16 protein-coding genes are annotated in these 15,830 nt (G+C 63.3%); 5 read left to right on the plus strand and 11 right to left on the minus strand.

Translation table 11 applies throughout. The features are described 5' to 3' along the window. Positions 1–46: 46 nt before the first annotated feature. Positions 47–1,063, plus strand: coding sequence for a zinc transporter ZntB (locus tag MHM84_RS11875; RefSeq protein ID WP_239266398.1), 1,017 nt, complete (start codon positions 47–49; stop codon positions 1,061–1,063). Between the two features lie 34 nt (positions 1,064–1,097). On the opposite strand, the gene MHM84_RS11880 is transcribed toward MHM84_RS11875, so the two are convergent. Beyond that, complete coding sequence (locus tag MHM84_RS11880) at positions 1,098–1,367, minus strand: SelT/SelW/SelH family protein (protein WP_239266401.1); 270 nt, start codon at positions 1,365–1,367, stop codon at positions 1,098–1,100. Positions 1,368–1,462: 95 nt separating this feature from the next. Between MHM84_RS11880 and MHM84_RS11885 the strand changes: the two genes are divergently transcribed. From MHM84_RS11885 to ettA, 4 genes are all read left to right on the plus strand, one after another. Continuing rightward, positions 1,463–2,776: an MFS transporter gene (locus tag MHM84_RS11885; protein WP_239266403.1), complete on the plus strand. Its 1,314-nt coding sequence runs from the start codon at positions 1,463–1,465 to the stop codon at positions 2,774–2,776. Positions 2,777–2,859: 83 nt separating this feature from the next. Then, positions 2,860–3,300, plus strand: a complete 441-nt coding sequence (locus tag MHM84_RS11890) for a PAS domain-containing protein (protein ID WP_239266405.1) — start codon at positions 2,860–2,862, stop codon at positions 3,298–3,300. Between the two features lie 106 nt (positions 3,301–3,406). After that, the gene (locus MHM84_RS11895; protein ID WP_239266407.1) at positions 3,407–3,619 is read left to right on the plus strand and encodes a hypothetical protein; all 213 of its coding nucleotides are present in this window, start codon (positions 3,407–3,409) and stop codon (positions 3,617–3,619) included. 174 nt (positions 3,620–3,793) lie between these two features. Next, positions 3,794–5,455 (plus strand): energy-dependent translational throttle protein EttA, encoded by a 1,662-nt coding sequence (ettA, locus tag MHM84_RS11900; RefSeq protein ID WP_239266409.1) that lies wholly within the window; start codon positions 3,794–3,796, stop codon positions 5,453–5,455. A 141-nt stretch (positions 5,456–5,596) separates the two neighbouring features. Here the strand turns inward: ettA and lpxL are convergent, their stop codons facing one another. From lpxL to ispF, 10 genes are all read right to left on the minus strand, one after another. Then, positions 5,597–6,502, minus strand: a complete 906-nt coding sequence (lpxL, locus tag MHM84_RS11905) for an LpxL/LpxP family Kdo(2)-lipid IV(A) lauroyl/palmitoleoyl acyltransferase (RefSeq protein WP_239266411.1) — start codon at positions 6,500–6,502, stop codon at positions 5,597–5,599. A 59-nt stretch (positions 6,503–6,561) separates the two neighbouring features. Then, positions 6,562–7,680 carry an alanine racemase gene (gene alr / locus MHM84_RS11910; protein ID WP_239266413.1) on the minus strand — a complete coding sequence of 373 codons (1,119 nt, stop codon included), beginning with the start codon at positions 7,678–7,680 and terminating at the stop codon, positions 6,562–6,564. A gap of 135 nt (positions 7,681–7,815) precedes the next feature. Further along, positions 7,816–9,288, minus strand: a complete 1,473-nt coding sequence (locus tag MHM84_RS11915; protein WP_239266415.1) for a TolC family outer membrane protein — start codon at positions 9,286–9,288, stop codon at positions 7,816–7,818. Positions 9,289–9,450: 162 nt separating this feature from the next. After that, positions 9,451–10,425 (minus strand): RNA polymerase sigma factor RpoS, encoded by a 975-nt coding sequence (gene rpoS, locus MHM84_RS11920; protein WP_239266417.1) that lies wholly within the window; start codon positions 10,423–10,425, stop codon positions 9,451–9,453. A 125-nt stretch (positions 10,426–10,550) separates the two neighbouring features. After that, the gene (locus MHM84_RS11925) at positions 10,551–11,816 is read right to left on the minus strand and encodes a peptidoglycan DD-metalloendopeptidase family protein (RefSeq protein WP_239266419.1); all 1,266 of its coding nucleotides are present in this window, start codon (positions 11,814–11,816) and stop codon (positions 10,551–10,553) included. A 6-nt stretch (positions 11,817–11,822) separates the two neighbouring features. Then, positions 11,823–12,752 (minus strand): DUF368 domain-containing protein, encoded by a 930-nt coding sequence (locus tag MHM84_RS11930; protein WP_239266421.1) that lies wholly within the window; start codon positions 12,750–12,752, stop codon positions 11,823–11,825. Beyond that, on the minus strand, positions 12,749–13,423 hold the full coding sequence (locus MHM84_RS11935; protein WP_239266423.1) for a protein-L-isoaspartate(D-aspartate) O-methyltransferase: 675 nt from the start codon (positions 13,421–13,423) through the stop codon (positions 12,749–12,751). Before MHM84_RS11935 ends, MHM84_RS11930 begins: the two co-directional genes overlap by 4 nt. Then, positions 13,401–14,156, minus strand: coding sequence for a 5'/3'-nucleotidase SurE (gene surE / locus MHM84_RS11940; RefSeq protein WP_239266425.1), 756 nt, complete (start codon positions 14,154–14,156; stop codon positions 13,401–13,403). Before surE ends, MHM84_RS11935 begins: the two co-directional genes overlap by 23 nt. A 64-nt stretch (positions 14,157–14,220) precedes the next feature. Beyond that, entirely contained in the window at positions 14,221–15,273 is a 1,053-nt protein-coding gene (locus MHM84_RS11945; RefSeq protein ID WP_239266427.1) for a tRNA pseudouridine(13) synthase TruD, read from the minus strand. Beyond that, positions 15,270–15,830, minus strand: a complete 561-nt coding sequence (gene ispF / locus MHM84_RS11950) for a 2-C-methyl-D-erythritol 2,4-cyclodiphosphate synthase (RefSeq protein WP_239266429.1) — start codon at positions 15,828–15,830, stop codon at positions 15,270–15,272. The genes MHM84_RS11945 and ispF overlap by 4 nt, the downstream gene beginning before the upstream one ends.

The raw sequence follows: 15,830 nt of genomic DNA on the forward strand, positions 1-15,830 counted from the left end.
GTCGCGCCTTGCTTCCACCGTTATTTCATCGAGAGACCATCCCGTCATGGCGACACCTTCCAGTACCGTGCCGGCCGCCCCCGCCTCGCAGCCTCAAAGCAGCGCCTTCGTGATTGCCTACCGGCTGGATGGCAAGGGTGGCGGGCAGGCGCTCGACACGACCCAACTGCACCAGGCCTGGCATCAGGATGAGGCATCGTTGTGGCTGCACCTGGACTTTCGCCATGACGATGTCATGGATTACCTGCATTCACTGGCCGGACTCGACGAGGCGGTCATCGAGGCGCTGATCGAGGAAGATACCCGCCCACGCGTCGCACGCTTCGGACGCGGCGTGGTGACCACGCTGCGCGGCATTAACTTCAACCCCGGCGCCGCGCCGGAGGATCTGATCTCGCTGCGCGTCTGGGTCACGCCCAAGCGCCTGATCACCCTGCGCCGGCGCTCGCTGCATGCGGTCAGCGTGGTGCGTGAGCGCATCGACAGCGGCCAGGGGGCACTTTCGGTGCCCGACCTGCTGGCCTGGATGGTCGAGACGCTGGTCGACCAGGTCGGCGACGTCACCCATCAGCTCGAAGAGCGCATGGCCGAGCTGGAGGACGCTCAGCTTACCGACGACGGCGACTTCGATGTCGACGACCTGACGCGCCTGCGCCGTCCGCTGATCACCCTGCGCCGCTTCATGGGCCCGCAGCGCGACTGCCTGGCGCAGCTCGCCCAGGGACCGCTGTGGCTGGATGAGGAAACCAAGGTGTCGATCCGCGAGAGCGCCAACCAGCTGTCGCGCTACGTCGAGGACTTCAACGCCATGCAGGAACGCGCGCTGATCCTGCAGGAACAGCTATGGAGCGAGCACAACGAGCAACTCAACCAGCGCATGTACATGCTCGCCATCGTCACGACCGTATTCCTGCCGTTGAGCTTCTTGACCGGCCTGCTGGGCATCAACGTCGGCGGCATCCCCGGTGCGGAAAGCCCGTATGGCTTCATTGCCTTCGTGGCGATCACCCTCGCGGTGGGCGTGATCGTACTGGGCCTGCTCAAGCGCAAGCGCTGGTGGTGAAACATGGCCGAATGCCGCCCGTTTTCCGCCGGTGCTAACGGTCGATGTGGCCCAGGTCCCGTTGCGGATCCAACTTGTCGCGCACGCGACGCTTGAGTTCCTTGACGTCGGGAAAACCGCCGTCGCGCTTACGCTCCCAGATCACCTCGTCGTCGAAGAACACCTCGAAATGACCGCCATGGCTGGGCGCCAAGGCGACCTGCTCGAGATCCTCGCCGAAGGTGGAAAGCAGTTCCTGGGCATACCAGCCCGCACGCAGTAGCCACTGGCACTGCGTGCAATAATGGATGCGAACCCGTGCCATCGTCTGCGTCTCCGCTGAAGTGTCGATGGCCATCATAACAAGTCGTCGTACGGTCTTCGCTAGGTACCCGCGACGTGACGCCAAGGAGGTTATGCATGGCCGAGACCGGCATCAGCCAGTCGAGATTGTTCGAGAAACTGACCGGCAGCGAAGACGACCATTCGTGCCAGGACATCTCCGCCGACGCCTGTCGCGAACAACCGGGAAACTTCGTACGCCAGTTGTTCGCTTCGCTGGGCAACAAACTCGCCGACGAGCTATCCAGCGCGCGCCTGGTCCTGCCCTGGCTGCTCGGCACGCTCGGCGCCCCGGTGTGGATGGTCGGCCTGCTGGTGCCGATCCGCGAAGCCGGCTCACTGCTGCCCCAGATCGTCGTGGCCGGAATCATCCGCGGCATGCCGCACCGCAAGTGGCTGTGGGTGGCCGGAGGCGTATTGCAGGCGGCCTGCGCCGTCCTGCTCGCACTGACGGCCCTGCTTGCCGGTGGTGCCATGGGCGGCGCACTGGTACTGGGGCTGCTGGTCGTGCTGGCGCTGTCACGCGGCGTGTCGTCCATTGCCACCAAGGATGTCATGGGCAAGACGATCGCCAAGGGGCGTCGCGGTACGCTGCAGGGCTGGAGCGGCAGCGTTGCCGGTGCCGTCACGCTGCTGACAGGGCTCGTGCTGATGCTGCTCGACGAGCATACCGGTACGCGCACCCTGGCCGCCCTGCTCATGGTCGCGGCACTGGGATGGGCGGCCACCGCCCTGTGCGTGGCGCTGATCCGAGAGGAACGCAGCGCCACGCAAGGCGGCGAGAACGCCTGGCGGAGCATCACGCGCGGCATCGCCCTGCTGCGCGAGGATCGCGCCTTCCTGCAGTTCAATGTCGCCCGATCCCTGCTACTTTCCAGCGCGCTGGCACTGCCTTACATCGCCCTGCTCGGCCAACGGCGCAGCGGCGAAGACCTGGGCGGCCTGGGTATTCTCATCGTCATCTCGGGTATCGCCGGCATGCTCTCCAGCCCGCTGTGGGGCAAGCGCGCCGATGCCTCGAGCCGCCAGGTCATGCGCGACGCCGGTATCATTGCCGCGTTGTGCTGCCTGGCTGCAGCAGCGATCGCCTGGGTACCGGGAACCTGGGCCTCCTCGATCTGGCCGTACGCCCTCGTCTACGGCCTTCTGGTCATCGCCCATGCGGGCGTGCGCCTGGGGCGCAAGACCTATGTCGTCGATCTGGCCGACAGTGACAATCGCGCCCTGTATGTCGCGTTCTCCAACACCTTGACCGGCGTCATGCTGCTGGTGGCAGGCGGAGTCATCGGCCTGTTGGCGCATTGGCTGGGTAGCGACATTCTGCTGCTGGCCCTGGCCCTGTGTGCCTTGGTGGCATCCATCACGGCACACCGACTCCCCGAGGTGGAATGACATCTCTGCCTTGCGATATTGAAAAGCCCAGCGCGGCTGGCCATGATGAACGATTGATCGAGCTCACAGGACCGTAAAGGCGCATGAAAAGACCCCCGATGATCAACGCAGAGCTGCTGGAACGGATCGTCAACTCCTCGGAGGACGGCATCACCGTGGCCGAGCAGGAAGGCGACGATACCATCCTCATTTACGTCAATCAGGGGTTCGAGCGCCTGACCGGCTATTCCGCCGACGAGATCCTCTACCGCGACTGCCGCTTCCTGCAGAATGACGATCGCGACCAGACGGCACTTGCCAACGTTCGCCGCGCTATCGCCGAAGGCCGTCCCTGCCGCGAAGTCATCCGCAACTATCGCAAGGACGGCAGCCTGTTCTGGAACGAGCTATCCATCACACCGGTATTCAACGAGCAGGACCGACTGACCTATTACATCGGCGTACAGAAGGACGTCACTGCCTACATGCAGGCATTGCAGGAACTCGAGACCCTGCGCAGCAGACCGGAAGGGGTCGAAGAGTAAAATTTATTTTCGCAGGGCTTGCCATTGTCTCCGGCAGACGTTATATAGCGGGCAAAGGCATCGATGGGATGCCGGCTCGCTATACAGCGTCTGTGGAGGGTCTAGCATGAGCCATGAAACGCTTGTTGAAGAACAACTTACCGATGAGCAGGATTTCTTCGACGCCGTCAATGACGCGCAATTCTCCCGGTCCCGCAGCACGCGCACCGATACCTTGCGAGTACGCCGTCAAGTCGAGGCCCTACTGGAAGAACGCCGGCTGAAGCGAGCCATCGAGGACGACTGGCTCAACGAGATTGACGACGAGGAAGAAGAGTAGCCTCATCTCTCGCTTCAGGCCTCTCGTTTCAAGCTTCTCGACGGTCCTGAACGACTCGCTGGATCATGCGGACGCCTCGGCGTCCGTTTTCGTTCATCCGGGTATCGACTGGCGTTTCGCCCGAGCGGCCACTATCATCTGGCCATTCTCCATTTCAAACCAGACCGGATTTCCATGGCGCAATACGTCTTCACCATGAACCGGGTGGGCAAGGTCGTGCCCCCCAAACGCGAGATTCTCAAAGACATTTCGTTGTCTTTCTTTCCGGGTGCCAAGATCGGCGTACTCGGTCTCAACGGTGCCGGCAAATCGACCCTGCTGCGCATCATGGCCGGGGTGGATACCGAGTACAACGGTGAAGCCCGGCCGATGCCCGGACTGAACATCGGGTACCTGCCGCAGGAGCCCGAGCTCGACGACAGCAAGAGCGTGCGCGAGACCGTCGAGGAGGCTGTGGGCGAGATCAAGGCAGCCCAGGCCAAGCTGGACGAGGTTTACGCCGCCTATGCCGAACCCGATGCCGATTTCGACGCCCTGGCTGCCGAACAGGCGCGTCTGGAGAACCTGATCGAAGCTGCCGACGCGCACAACCTGGAGCGCAAGCTCGAGGTCGCCGCCGAGGCGCTGCGTCTGCCGCCGTGGGACGCCAACGTCGGCGTGCTGTCTGGCGGTGAGCGCCGCCGCGTGGCGCTATGCCGCCTGCTGCTTTCCAACCCGGACATGCTGCTGCTCGACGAGCCCACCAACCACCTCGATGCCGAGTCGGTGGCCTGGCTGGAGCGCTTCCTTCACGATTATCCGGGCACCGTAGTGGCGATCACCCACGATCGCTACTTCCTGGACAACGTCGCTGGCTGGATTCTCGAACTCGACCGCGGCCACGGCATCCCCTTCGAAGGCAATTACTCCAACTGGCTGGAAACCAAGGAGAAGCGTCTCGCCCAGGAAGCCAAGCAGGAAGCCTCGCGCCAGAAGGCCATCAAGGAAGAGCTGGAGTGGGTGCGCCAGAATCCCAAGGGCCGTCAGGCCAAGAGCAAGGCGCGTCTCAACCGTTTCGAGGAGATGCAGTCCGGCGAGTACCAGAAGCGCAACGAGACCAACGAGATCTACATTCCGCCCGGTCCGCGCCTGGGCGACAAGGTGATCGAACTGCACAACGTCTCCAAGCGTTTCGGTGACAAGCTGCTGTTCGAAAACCTGTCGTTCCAGATTCCCAAGGGTGCCATCGTCGGCATCGTCGGCGGAAACGGCGCCGGCAAGTCGTCACTGTTCCGCATGATCAACGGCACCGAACAGCCCGACGAGGGCGAAGTGATCGTCGGCGACACCGTCGACCTCGCCTATGTCGAGCAGTTGCGTGACAATCTCGACAACAAGCAAACGGTGTGGGAAGCAGTTTCCGACGGTCAGGACATTCTCAACATCAACGGCTACGAGGTTTCCTCGCGCGCCTACGTCGGTCGTTTCAACTTCAAGGGCAACGACCAGCAGAAGCGTCTGGCGGACCTGTCCGGCGGTGAGCGTGGTCGCCTGCAGCTGGCGCAGACCCTCAAGCAGGGCGCCAACGTGTTGCTGCTCGACGAACCGTCCAACGATCTCGACATCGAGACCCTGCGCGCCCTGGAAGAGGCGCTACTGGCCTTCCCCGGCTGCGCGATGGTGATCTCCCACGACCGCTGGTTCCTCGACCGCATCGCCACCCACATCCTCGCCTACGAAGGCGAATCGCAGGTGGTGTTCTTCGAGGGTAACTACAGCGACTACGAGGCGGATCATCGCAAGCGGGTCGGCAACGACACACCCAAGCGGATGAAGTACAAGCGCATCGACGCCTGACGCCCATCCGTTTTGGCCCTGCCCGGCGCCCTGTCTCGAACCGAGACAGGGCGCCGTCGTTTATGCGAGAGCAACGACGCAGAGGTTCGCATCCATGCGCTTTCCCTTGCCCAGGACTTGCTGTGATGAGTCAGGCCGCGCTCAATAGAAGCCCGGTTCGCCCTTGGGCCGGGTCTTGAAGCGACGATGCAGCCACAGGTACTGCTCGGGGTGGCGACGAATCGCCGCTTCGATGACGGCGTTGATCCGTGTCGCGTCGGCGACTTCATCCCCCGTCGGGAAGTTCTCGAGGGCCGGCAGGTACTCCAGGGTATAACTGCGATCGTCGGGGTTGCGATGGAAGATCAGCGGCATGACCGGTGCGTCGGTCATGCGGGCGATTTTGGCGGTCAGCTTGATGGTGGCGGCCTCAACGCCGAAGAACGGTGCGAATACGCTGGCTTCGCGCCCGAAGTCCTGATCCGGCGAGTACCACACGGCATGCCCCGCCTTGATGCGACGTACGACACCCCGCAGGTCGTAACGGTCGATGGCCTTGCCGAAGATGTGCGAGCGCGCCCGGGTCATGAAGCGCTCGAACAACGTGTTGTCATGCGGACGGTAGACGACGTCGGCGGGAAAGAACAGCGAATGCAGCGCACCACCGAGATCCAGCGTCGAGAAGTGGATGCCGATGATCAGCGCCCCCTTGCCTTGTGCCATGGCCCGGTGCATGTGCTCTTCGCCCTTGAAGGTGACGCGATGGCGAAGATGCTCGGGGTCGCGGCACCACCCGGTGGCCGTCTCGACGATACCGATGCCGTTGGCGGCGAAGGTGTCACGCACCAACCTGGCCCGCTGGGCGTCCCCCAACTCCGGAAAGGCCAGGCGCAGATTGGTCTCGGTGATGTGGCGGCGACGCTTGGCGAAGCGCCAGGCCAAGAGCCCGATGGCCTTGCCCACGGCGAGTTTCAGTCGCCAGGGCAACCAGGCGCTCAGGCGCATCAGCCCGATCGAGCCCCAGGTCGGCCAGTAACGCGGATGCAGGAAGGATGATGTCTTGGACAAACCGTATCCTTGGGTCAGTTAATTACCGGGCGTCATTGTAGCCGCCCGGAAAGAGGCCGTCAGGCCTCGCCAACCTGGTGGCCGCCATGATAGCGGCGCGGCACTCTCGGCAGGATGCCCGTGAGCAGGGTATAGCTGATGGTATCGCAGTAGCGGGCGACCTCGTCGATCGACAGGATCGCCCCGTCGGGGTCCTGCCCCCAGAGTACGACCCGGCTGCCGATGCCGGCCTGTGGCAGGTCGGTGAGGTCTACCGTGAGCATGTCCATCGAGACCTTGCCGGCCAGGACCGTACGCTGGCCGTCGACCAGCACCGGCGTTCCGTCGATGGCGTGCCGATCATAGCCATCGCCATATCCGGCGGCGACCACGCCGATCCGGGAACGCCTCGGTGCTTTCCAGCGTCCCCCGTATCCCACCGCTTCCCCCGTGTCGATGTCCCGCACGGCGATGATCTCGGAGCGTAGCGTCATGACCGGCTTCAGCTTGCGGCTGGCATCGTTGGCGCCCTCCAGCGGGTCGCTGCCATAGAGCATCACGCCAGGCCGATTCCAGGCCCCGTGGGTTCGCGGCCATGCCAGGGTGGCCGGTGAGTTGGCCAGGCAAGTGGGAGCATCGAGTTCTGTCGCAAGTCCGTCGAGCAACGCCATCTGTCGTTGAAAGTAGCCATCGTCCAGCAGATCGGCGGTGGCGAAGTGGCTCATCAGATGCAGCTCGCACACGCGATCCGGTGCGTCCTGCAGGCGATGCCAGACCGACGGCAATTGCTCCGGCGCAAACCCGAGTCGATGCATGCCGGAATCGACCTTGACCCAGGTGGGTATCGGCGCGCGGGGCCGAAAGGCCAGCACTGCCTCCACCTGCCAGTCACTGTGAACCGTCAGCCACAGCCCCAGCTCGTCCACACGACGCAACTCATCGCCGGTGAAGATGCCCTCCAGCAGCACGATGGGCTTGTCGATGCCACCACGGCGCAGCGTCTCGGCCTCTTCGATGCAGGCCACGGCGAACGCCGGCGCCAGATCGCTCAGCGCATGCGCGCAGGCCACGGCGCCATGCCCATAGGCATCCGCCTTGATGACCGCCAACGCCTGGCTGGTAGGCGCCAGGCCGTGAGCCAGGCGGTAGTTGTGTCGCAATGCATCGAGATCGATATCGGCAACCAGCGGGCGCCCCATGGCTCAAGCCTCCTGAAAACCCTCATTATTTGCCAAACGGCATCGACTTTCATCACCTCTAACAAACGAAAAGCGGCGAAATACCAGTCGACACGACCAATATTCCACCGCTGCTTAGAAAATAACGTTGCCGGGTTATTGCTGAGGCGGCCTTGGCGGTGCACCGATATCCAGATCGATATCCATGTTGCCCACCCCGTCGCCTTCCTGTTCGGGCAGCTCGAGACGTACTGCATTTTCCTCCTGCAGCCAGTCGTTGAGTGCACGGATGTTGCTGGTGTCGAGCACACCGGCCTGCTGGCGTAACGCCATCATGTCGATGACATAGGCGTAACGCGCCTCGGCATAGTTGGCCAAGGCATTGTAAAGTTCCTGCTCGGCCCTGAGTACGTCGACGATATTGCGCGTGCCGACCTCATAGCCGGAGCGTGTCGCTTCCAAGGCGCTGCGGCTGGAGATGATGGCCTGACGCTGCGCTTCCACGGTCTGTACGTCATTGACGACCTGGGTGAACAGCGAGCGCACCTGCTGCACCGTCGAGCGCCGCTCGGACTCGAAATCGTACTGTGCGGATTCGAGCAGGTAGGTCGCTTGATTGACCTGAGCGCTGGTGCGTCCCCCGGTAAAGATCGGCACGGTGGCGGACAGGCCGATCTCGCTCCCCGAGTTGTAGCCCGACACGTTGTTCTGGTCCGTATCGGAGTAATTGTACTGGGCATAGGCATCGAGCGTCGGCAGGTAGCCAGCCTGGGCAATATCGATGTCGCTACGGGAAATTTCGACGGCCTCCTGACTGGCAAGCAACGTCGGATAGTTCTCCAATGCCAGCGCCACCCAGGCATCGCGCGAGCTCGGTTTCGGCGATTCGACGGGCAGTTCTTCGGTCAACCCTTCGATGGTTTCGTAATCCTTGCCGGTCAATTGCTCCAGAGCTTCGAAGCTGATCTGCAGATCGCTCTGGGCGGCGATGCGCTGTGCACGAGCCTGGTCAAATGAAGCTTGGGCCTCGTGTACGTCGGTGATGGCGATCAGTCCCACTTCGAACTGCTCGCGGGACTGCTCGAGCTGGCGCTCGATGGCCCGCTCCTGGGCGACGTAGGCTTCCAGCACATCGCGGGCACGCAGAATCTCGAAATAGGCTTCGGTCACGTTATAAATCAGCTGCTGCCGGTCGCCTTCGAGTACCAGGGCCTGCTGGTCGATCTGGTCGGCGGTCTGCCTATATTCGTACCAGTTACTCGCATCGAAGATCGCCTGGGTGGCCTCGATGCTGGCATTGACGCCGTTATAGCCGTCGTCGCTCTGCCCCGCGCCGGCACCCGCCTGCTGCTGGCGCTCGAAACTGTCGCTACGCGCGACTCCCGCCGAGGCGCCCACCTGCGGTAACAGATCGGCACGCTGAATGTCACGGGTCGCCTCGACGGCATCGTAGATCGACCGCGATGAGGCCAACGCCGCATTGTTCTCCAGCGCATCGCGGGTGATGGTGAGCAGATCGGCAGCCTGCGCCTGGGAAATGAGTCCAACTGTGACTACCAGGGAAAGCCACGTGCGGCGCAGCGGCCACGGCTCACCGCGGGTGCGCTGAAACAGACCTTGGGACGACATCGACGTTTTTCCTTTCATGAGACTTGCGCATATCATACATACAATGACGCATGTTAGCTTGCCAATCAATTCCGCAAATGTCGTGCACGGAACGTGCAAGTCAGAACGGCAACGCGGGCCCAAAGGCCCGCGTCTACACCACAAGACTCGTCTCGAACGTCCTCACTCGAAAATGGCATCCAGGGAAAGCCCCTGCTTTTCGAGTACGCGACGCAGTTTTTTCAAGGCTTCGACCTGGATCTGGCGCACCCGCTCGCGGGTCAGGCCAATTTCCTCGCCGACTTCTTCCAGCGTCGCCGCCTCATGACCACGCAAGCCGAAGCGCCTAACGACCACTTCCATCTGCTTGTCGGTCAACTCGGCAAGCCATTCATCCACGTGCTGCTTGACGTCGACGTCGACCAGCGACGACTCCGGCCCACTTTCGTTCTCGTCGGCCAGCGTCTCGATCAACGGCTTGTCGCTTTCGCCACCCAGCGGATAATCCACTGACGAGATGCGCTCGTTGAGCCCCATCATCTTCTTGACGGTACTCACCGGCTTGTCGAGAAACTCGGCAATCTCTTCGGCGGTCGCCTCGTGATCCAGCTTCTGGGTCAGTTCGCGCGCCGCACGCAGATAGATGTTGAGTTCCTTGACCACGTGGATCGGCAGGCGAATGGTTCGGGTCTGGTTCATCAGCGCCCGTTCGATCGTCTGACGAATCCACCATGTGGCATAGGTCGAAAAGCGGAACCCGCGTTCCGGATCGAATTTCTCGACGGCCCGGATCAGGCCCAGGTTGCCCTCTTCGATCAGATCGAGGAGCGAAAGCCCCCGGTTGAGGTAGCGTCGTGCGATCTTCACCACCAGACGCAGGTTGGACTCGATCATCCGCTGGCGCCCGGCAGGGTCGCCCTTCTGGGCCAAGCGTCCGTAGTGGACTTCCTCTTCGGGGCTCAGCAGCGGCGAAAAGCCGATTTCATTGAGATAGATCTGGGTGGCGTCCAGACTCTGGTGGTAGGTGTTCTCTTCGCGGCTCAGCGCCTTTTCGAACGCTTCTTCAGCCTCCTTGCTATCCGCTTCGTCGTCATCGTTGTCATCGACTTCGACTTCATTGAGATCCACATCCTGAAGGTCCCGTTCAAGCATGCTCATTTCGCTACCCCGTTGTCTGCTACTCGTAAGATGCAGTCGTTGACTGGCTCATATTGTTGTTATGCCCTGTCTGGGGCGGCCACCGGCAGAGCCGGAGGCCGTCCTTTCCCTGCGATACTGACCCCTCAGCGTTGTGGAAGAAACTTGAGGGGATCTTGAGGCTGGCCGTCCTGGCGAACCTCGAAATGTAACTTGACGCTGTCGGCATCGGTGTTGCCCATGCTGGCAATCACTTCACCGGCTTCGACGACGTCGTTCTCCTTGACCCTCAGACTGTCATTGTGCGCATAGGCGCTGAGATAACGGTCGTTATGCTTGAGGAGAATGAGGTTACCGTAGCCACGTACGCCATTGCCGGCATAGACCACGATACCGGGCCCCGCTGCTTTGACAGGTTGCCCCTTTTGGCCGGCGATATCAATGCCGGCGGTAATATTGGAACCGTCGCCGAAACGGCCCACCACCTGGCCATCCGCAGGCCATTGCCAGGGGATGTCCTCGACCGGCTGGAACGTCCGCTGTTCGCGGGATGGTCCACTCGCCTCGCCTGCCACAGCGGTTCCGGCATCGCTCGCCCCGCCATTCGCCGTCGTGTTGGTGGCAGTATCGCCCGGGGACGATGACGGAGACGTTGCAGCTTGGCTACCGGCCCCGGCGGCGTTCGCGGAAGTCCCTGACACACTCTGATCGGCGACACTTACATCGCTTGTGTCAGGCGTCGGGGGCGTCGGCTGAGACACCTCCGCCGAGGCGCTCGCCTGCTGACTGGATCGCTGCTGAGCCAGCGCGTCGCGCTCGGCCTGGTCGCGAGCGCTGAGCTGGCCATCGGCGCCGGGGCTGCCGTAGTTGTAGATCGGCCCGGGTGCATCGCTACCCCCGGCCCGGCCGGCGGCCGACAACGCTTCGCCGCTGGGCTGTGTTGCGGCAGACGATGCAGTTGATGACGTTGTCTGAGCGCCGTCCAGCGGGCGACTGGTCAGGCGACGATTGCGCTCGATGGTCTCGGTATCCGGCGCCAGCCAGTCCGGCGTTCCGTTCGCGGTCGCCGTTTCGGCACCATTGACGCTGGCTACGGTGACGCCCTGCGCATTTTGCGCAGCGCCGTTCTGAGGTGCATTGCCTGCCGCTGCGCCGGCGTTCAGCCGCAACGTCTGCCCGGGCTCCAGCCGATAGGGTGGGCTGACATTGTTGATCTGTGCCAGCTCACGAAAGTCCATATTGTTCCGCCAGGCGATCCCGTAGAGCGTATCGCCGCTCTGGACGGTCACCGTATCGCCACTTTGCGTGCTGCGACTCGCTGACAGGTCGCGCACCACGGGCGCGTTATTGGGGGGTGCGGCACAGCCGGCAATGCCCAGCATCAGCGCCGAAACCACGAATGCCTTACGCATGTAGGGTCAATCCTCCTTGCGATTCGATGTGGAGCGTTCGCCCACGACCAGAACGAGCAGCATTCCCAGAGCCATCAACGCAATCACCGGCACCAACTGGGCGGAATCGCCGGTCAGCAGGACATAATCGTCCGGCAACAGGTAACGGTAATCCAATGGAATCAACTGATCGTCGGGACCGAGACGATAGCGGATCATCTCGCGCCATGGCCACAGCGTAGGTAGCGACCCAACGATGAAGCCGATGAGCAGCTGCAATGTCAGCTCATGGTAATGGCGAAACAACCACGACAACAGTCTCGAGAACGTGAACAGGCCAATGGCGCAACCGGCGCCGAACTGCAGGATCAGACCGATATCGAAGCTTTTGATGCCCTCCATGACGGTGCCGTAGAGCCCCATGGTCAGCAGCAGAAAGCTACCGGACACCCCGGGCAACAGCATCGCGCTGATGGCAATGGCGCCAGCCACTATCAGCAGCCAGCTTCCCAACCCGGTCAAATGCGGCATCAGACCGGGCAGCGCCTGGGCCAGAAGCAAGCCGGCCACTAGCGGCAGAATGTACCACCAACGCCAGCCTTTGACCTGGCGCCCGACGACGAAGGCCGATGCCGCGACCAGCCCGAAGAAGAAGGCATCGAGCAGCAGCGGCTGCGCCTCGAGCAGATAGGTCACCAGATGCGCCACGCTGATCAGGCTGCAGGCGAGGCCGACCACCAGGGGAATCAGAAAGCGCAGATTGAGGTATTCGACCAACCCGGCCAGCCCCCCCTGCCGCCAGGCGGGAAACGCCTCGGGACCGAAGCGGCGAATGGTATGGATCAGTTCTTCATAGATGCCTGTCACGAAGGCAATGGTCCCTCCCGAGACACCGGGAACGGCATCGGCGGCGCCCATCCCGGCACCTTTGAGAAACAGCGCTAGCGCTCGCTTCAACGTATGACTCCTTCCAGTAGCGGCACGAAGCGTACCTGTTCGAGCCGCTGATGATCGAAACCTTCTCCGTGTCGCTGGATACGGGTCAACCATTGGTTGCCGTCCTCGTCCTCCAGCGGTGTAATCAGCACGCCTGCTTCGCTCAGCTGCGCCAGGAGCGCCGAGGGGAGTTCGCTGGCGCAGGCGGTCAGCAGAATGACGTCGAACGGTGCCGCTTCGGGCCAGCCGTGGGCGCCGTCGGTAAGGCGCAGACGCACGTTGTGCGCCGCGAGCCGATGCAATCTCGTCCTGGCGCGGGATTGCAGTGCCAGGATACGTTCCAGCGACCACACCCGATCGACCAGGCGCGACAGGATCAGCGTCTGATAGCCCGATCCAGTGCCAACTTCGAGGACGTTGCGTGGCTCGGCAGCCAGCACCAGCTCACTCATGCGCGCGACCATCCAGGGTTGCGAAAGCGTCTGGCCGTGACCGATGGGTAGCGAGGTATCCTCGTAGGCGCGATGCGACAGCGCCTCGTCGAGAAACAGATGGCGCGGCTCGCGGGCCATCACGTCGAGTACGCGCCAGTCCTGGATACCGGCCTCGACCAGTCGCCCCACCATGCGATCGCGGGTGCGCTGCGAGGTCATGCCGATACCGCTGAATTCAAGAGACTCGTGACAGTGCATCCAGCCAGTCCTGTACATCGTGCAGTGCGGTATGTCGGGTCAGGTCGGTATGCAGCGGCGTGATCGAGACGTAGCCGGCTTCTATGGCGGCAAAATCGGTATCGGACCCGTCGTCGGCATTCTCACCGGCCGCGGCAATCCAGTAACGCACACGTCCACGTGGATCGCGCACCTCCAGCGGCCGCGCGGCGGGACCGCGGTAGCCCATACGCGTCACCCGAAACCCCTGGATCTGTTCCCAGGGCAGATCGGGCACATTGACGTTGAGCAAACTGCGTGGCGGCAGCGACAGCGTATCGGCAGCGCCGACCAGGCTCGCCGCCACACGGCCGGCGGTCTCGAAGTGGCGGCAACCGACCAGCGACATGGCAATCGCCGTCATGCCCAGGTTGCGCCCTTCCATGGCGGCGGCCACGGTGCCCGAGTAGAGCACATCGTCGCCCAGGTTGCCGCCGTGATTGATCCCCGAAATCACCAGATCGGGACGCTCGTCCCAGACGCCGTTCACGCCCAGGTAAACGCAGTCGGCCGGTGTCCCGTCGACACTGTAGAAGCCGTTGTCGAGCGCCGTGAGGGCCAAGGGCCGCGACAGGGTCAGTGAATTGCTCGCCCCGCTCTTGTCGCGATCGGGGGCTACCACCCGCAAACGGGCGTGCGCCGCCAGAGCGTCATGAAGCGCCCTGAGCCCTGGCGCATGGACACCGTCGTCATTGGACAGCAAGAGCTTGCGCATCGTGTCTCCTTGGGTCGAGCCGGCAGCGAACTTCCGGTCGACGCTCATCGTTCGTCCCGTTCTGTCATGCGGTACCCGGCGACAGCGTCGGATGGTCGATCAACTCTCTTAGCACCGAGGTGGCAAACGCGCCACGCGGCAATTCGAAGCTCAGCTCGCAGCCCCCCGGCTCACACTGCAGCGAGGCATCGGCCAGGCGAATGCGCAGCGCCCGGCGGGCCAGGCGGACCCCGGCCCGCTCCAGCCCGGCGCATAGGTCGGTGTGGCGCTCTCGCAGACGGGCTTCGTAGGCTCCCGCCTCAGCCCTTGCGCTTGACGGGCCAGTGCCCCACAGCACCCCGGCCGGGTGCAGATCGAGGCGTGCCGCTCGCTCGACCAGAGCCGCATCGGAACGGTCAATGGAGAATATGCTGGCGCTGCCGTCGAGCATCAATACGTCACCGTCGAGCGGGGTCGCCCAGTTTGCCTCGTCCAGGCGTGCCGCCAACAATTCGTTGAACAGATAACTGCGGGCGGTGGACAGCATCAGCCCTTCGCGGTCGTCGCGTTTGCGCCAGCCGCGCGCCAGGATCGCCCGGGCCCGCTCGAGATTGCGCCCCTCGTTCCCAAAGCGCTGCGGACCGAAATAGTTGGGTACGCCGTGTTCAAGGAGCTGCTGCCAGCGCGCCGCCAACCCCGGGTGCGTGACGACCGGCCCGCTCATCCGCAGGCGGAAGCGATTGGCGCGATGCACGCCACGCTTGAGCTTGCGCGGGTGACGGTGCTGTTCGAGCACGCGTACCGGGGTGTTTCCCAGGCGCTCGACCAGATCGTCCGGCGTCGCGCGCCCCGGCAGGTGAATCGACAGCCACTGCCGCGTCACTGCCGTACGGTCCTTCATGCCCGAGAACCCCACATCCCTTGGCGTCACGTCGCATGCCCGGGCTAAACGACGGACCAGCTCCAGCGTGGTCAGGTCGCGTTTCTCGATCCATAACCAGAGGTGCTCGCCCTCGCCTTCCGGCGTGAAATCGAGCCGCTCCTCGACCACGAAGTCCTCGGGCACCGCCCGGTATTCGCCTGCCGCCAATGGCGCGCCGTGCGCATAGGGCCAGGCCGGTGGCCAGCCTGCATTCACTTGTCGCTACTCGTATCGCTGGGTGGCTGGGGCTCGAACAACGCTTCGGGCTCGAACGGCTGAGACGGTGGCGAATGCGCGGAATGCGTTTCGAGCAGAGCCACCGCTTCGGCAGCGATCCCTTCGCCCCGCCCGGTGAAGCCCAGCCGCTCGCTGGTGGTCGCCTTGACATTGACGGCCCCGAGTTCCAGCCCGAGATCCTCGGCGATCGCGGCGCGCATGGCGGCAATATGCGGCGCCAGCTTGGGTGCCTGGGCGATGACGGTAGCATCGACATTGCCGATCCGGTAGCCGGCTTCGCCGACCAGGTGCACCACATGGCGCAGCAGTGCGCGGCTGTCGGCCCCGGCCCAGCGCACGTCGGTATCCGGAAAATGATGACCGATGTCTCCCAGGGCGCAAGCGCCGAGCAGCGCGTCGCTCAGGGCATGCAGCAGCACATCGCCATCCGAATGGGCGATGACGCCCCGCTCGTAAGCGATACGTACGCCCCCGATCATTACATGGTCGCCCTCGCCAAAACGGTGCACATCGAAGCCGTGGCCGATCCGGATCAT

Source organism: Halomonas sp. McH1-25 (assembly GCF_022348165.1).
GTDB lineage: Bacteria > Pseudomonadota > Gammaproteobacteria > Pseudomonadales > Halomonadaceae > Modicisalibacter.

Excerpts from the sequence above, each read along its gene's own strand:
- MHM84_RS11875 (WP_239266398.1), top strand. The coding sequence starts at position 47 with ATGGCGACACCTTCCAGTACCGTGCCGGCCGCCCCCGCCTCGCAGCCT.
- MHM84_RS11880 (WP_239266401.1), bottom strand. The coding sequence starts at position 1,367 with ATGGCACGGGTTCGCATCCATTATTGCACGCAGTGCCAGTGGCTACTG.
- MHM84_RS11885 (WP_239266403.1), top strand. The coding sequence starts at position 1,463 with ATGGCCGAGACCGGCATCAGCCAGTCGAGATTGTTCGAGAAACTGACC.
- MHM84_RS11890 (WP_239266405.1), top strand. The coding sequence starts at position 2,860 with ATGAAAAGACCCCCGATGATCAACGCAGAGCTGCTGGAACGGATCGTC.
- MHM84_RS11895 (WP_239266407.1), top strand. The coding sequence starts at position 3,407 with ATGAGCCATGAAACGCTTGTTGAAGAACAACTTACCGATGAGCAGGAT.
- ettA (WP_239266409.1), top strand. The coding sequence starts at position 3,794 with ATGGCGCAATACGTCTTCACCATGAACCGGGTGGGCAAGGTCGTGCCC.
- alr (WP_239266413.1), bottom strand. The coding sequence starts at position 7,680 with ATGGGGCGCCCGCTGGTTGCCGATATCGATCTCGATGCATTGCGACAC.
- MHM84_RS11915 (WP_239266415.1), bottom strand. The coding sequence starts at position 9,288 with ATGTCGTCCCAAGGTCTGTTTCAGCGCACCCGCGGTGAGCCGTGGCCG.
- rpoS (WP_239266417.1), bottom strand. The coding sequence starts at position 10,425 with ATGAGCATGCTTGAACGGGACCTTCAGGATGTGGATCTCAATGAAGTC.
- MHM84_RS11925 (WP_239266419.1), bottom strand. The coding sequence starts at position 11,816 with ATGCGTAAGGCATTCGTGGTTTCGGCGCTGATGCTGGGCATTGCCGGC.
- MHM84_RS11935 (WP_239266423.1), bottom strand. The coding sequence starts at position 13,423 with ATGCACTGTCACGAGTCTCTTGAATTCAGCGGTATCGGCATGACCTCG.
- surE (WP_239266425.1), bottom strand. The coding sequence starts at position 14,156 with ATGCGCAAGCTCTTGCTGTCCAATGACGACGGTGTCCATGCGCCAGGG.
- ispF (WP_239266429.1), bottom strand. The coding sequence starts at position 15,830 with ATGATCCGGATCGGCCACGGCTTCGATGTGCACCGTTTTGGCGAGGGC.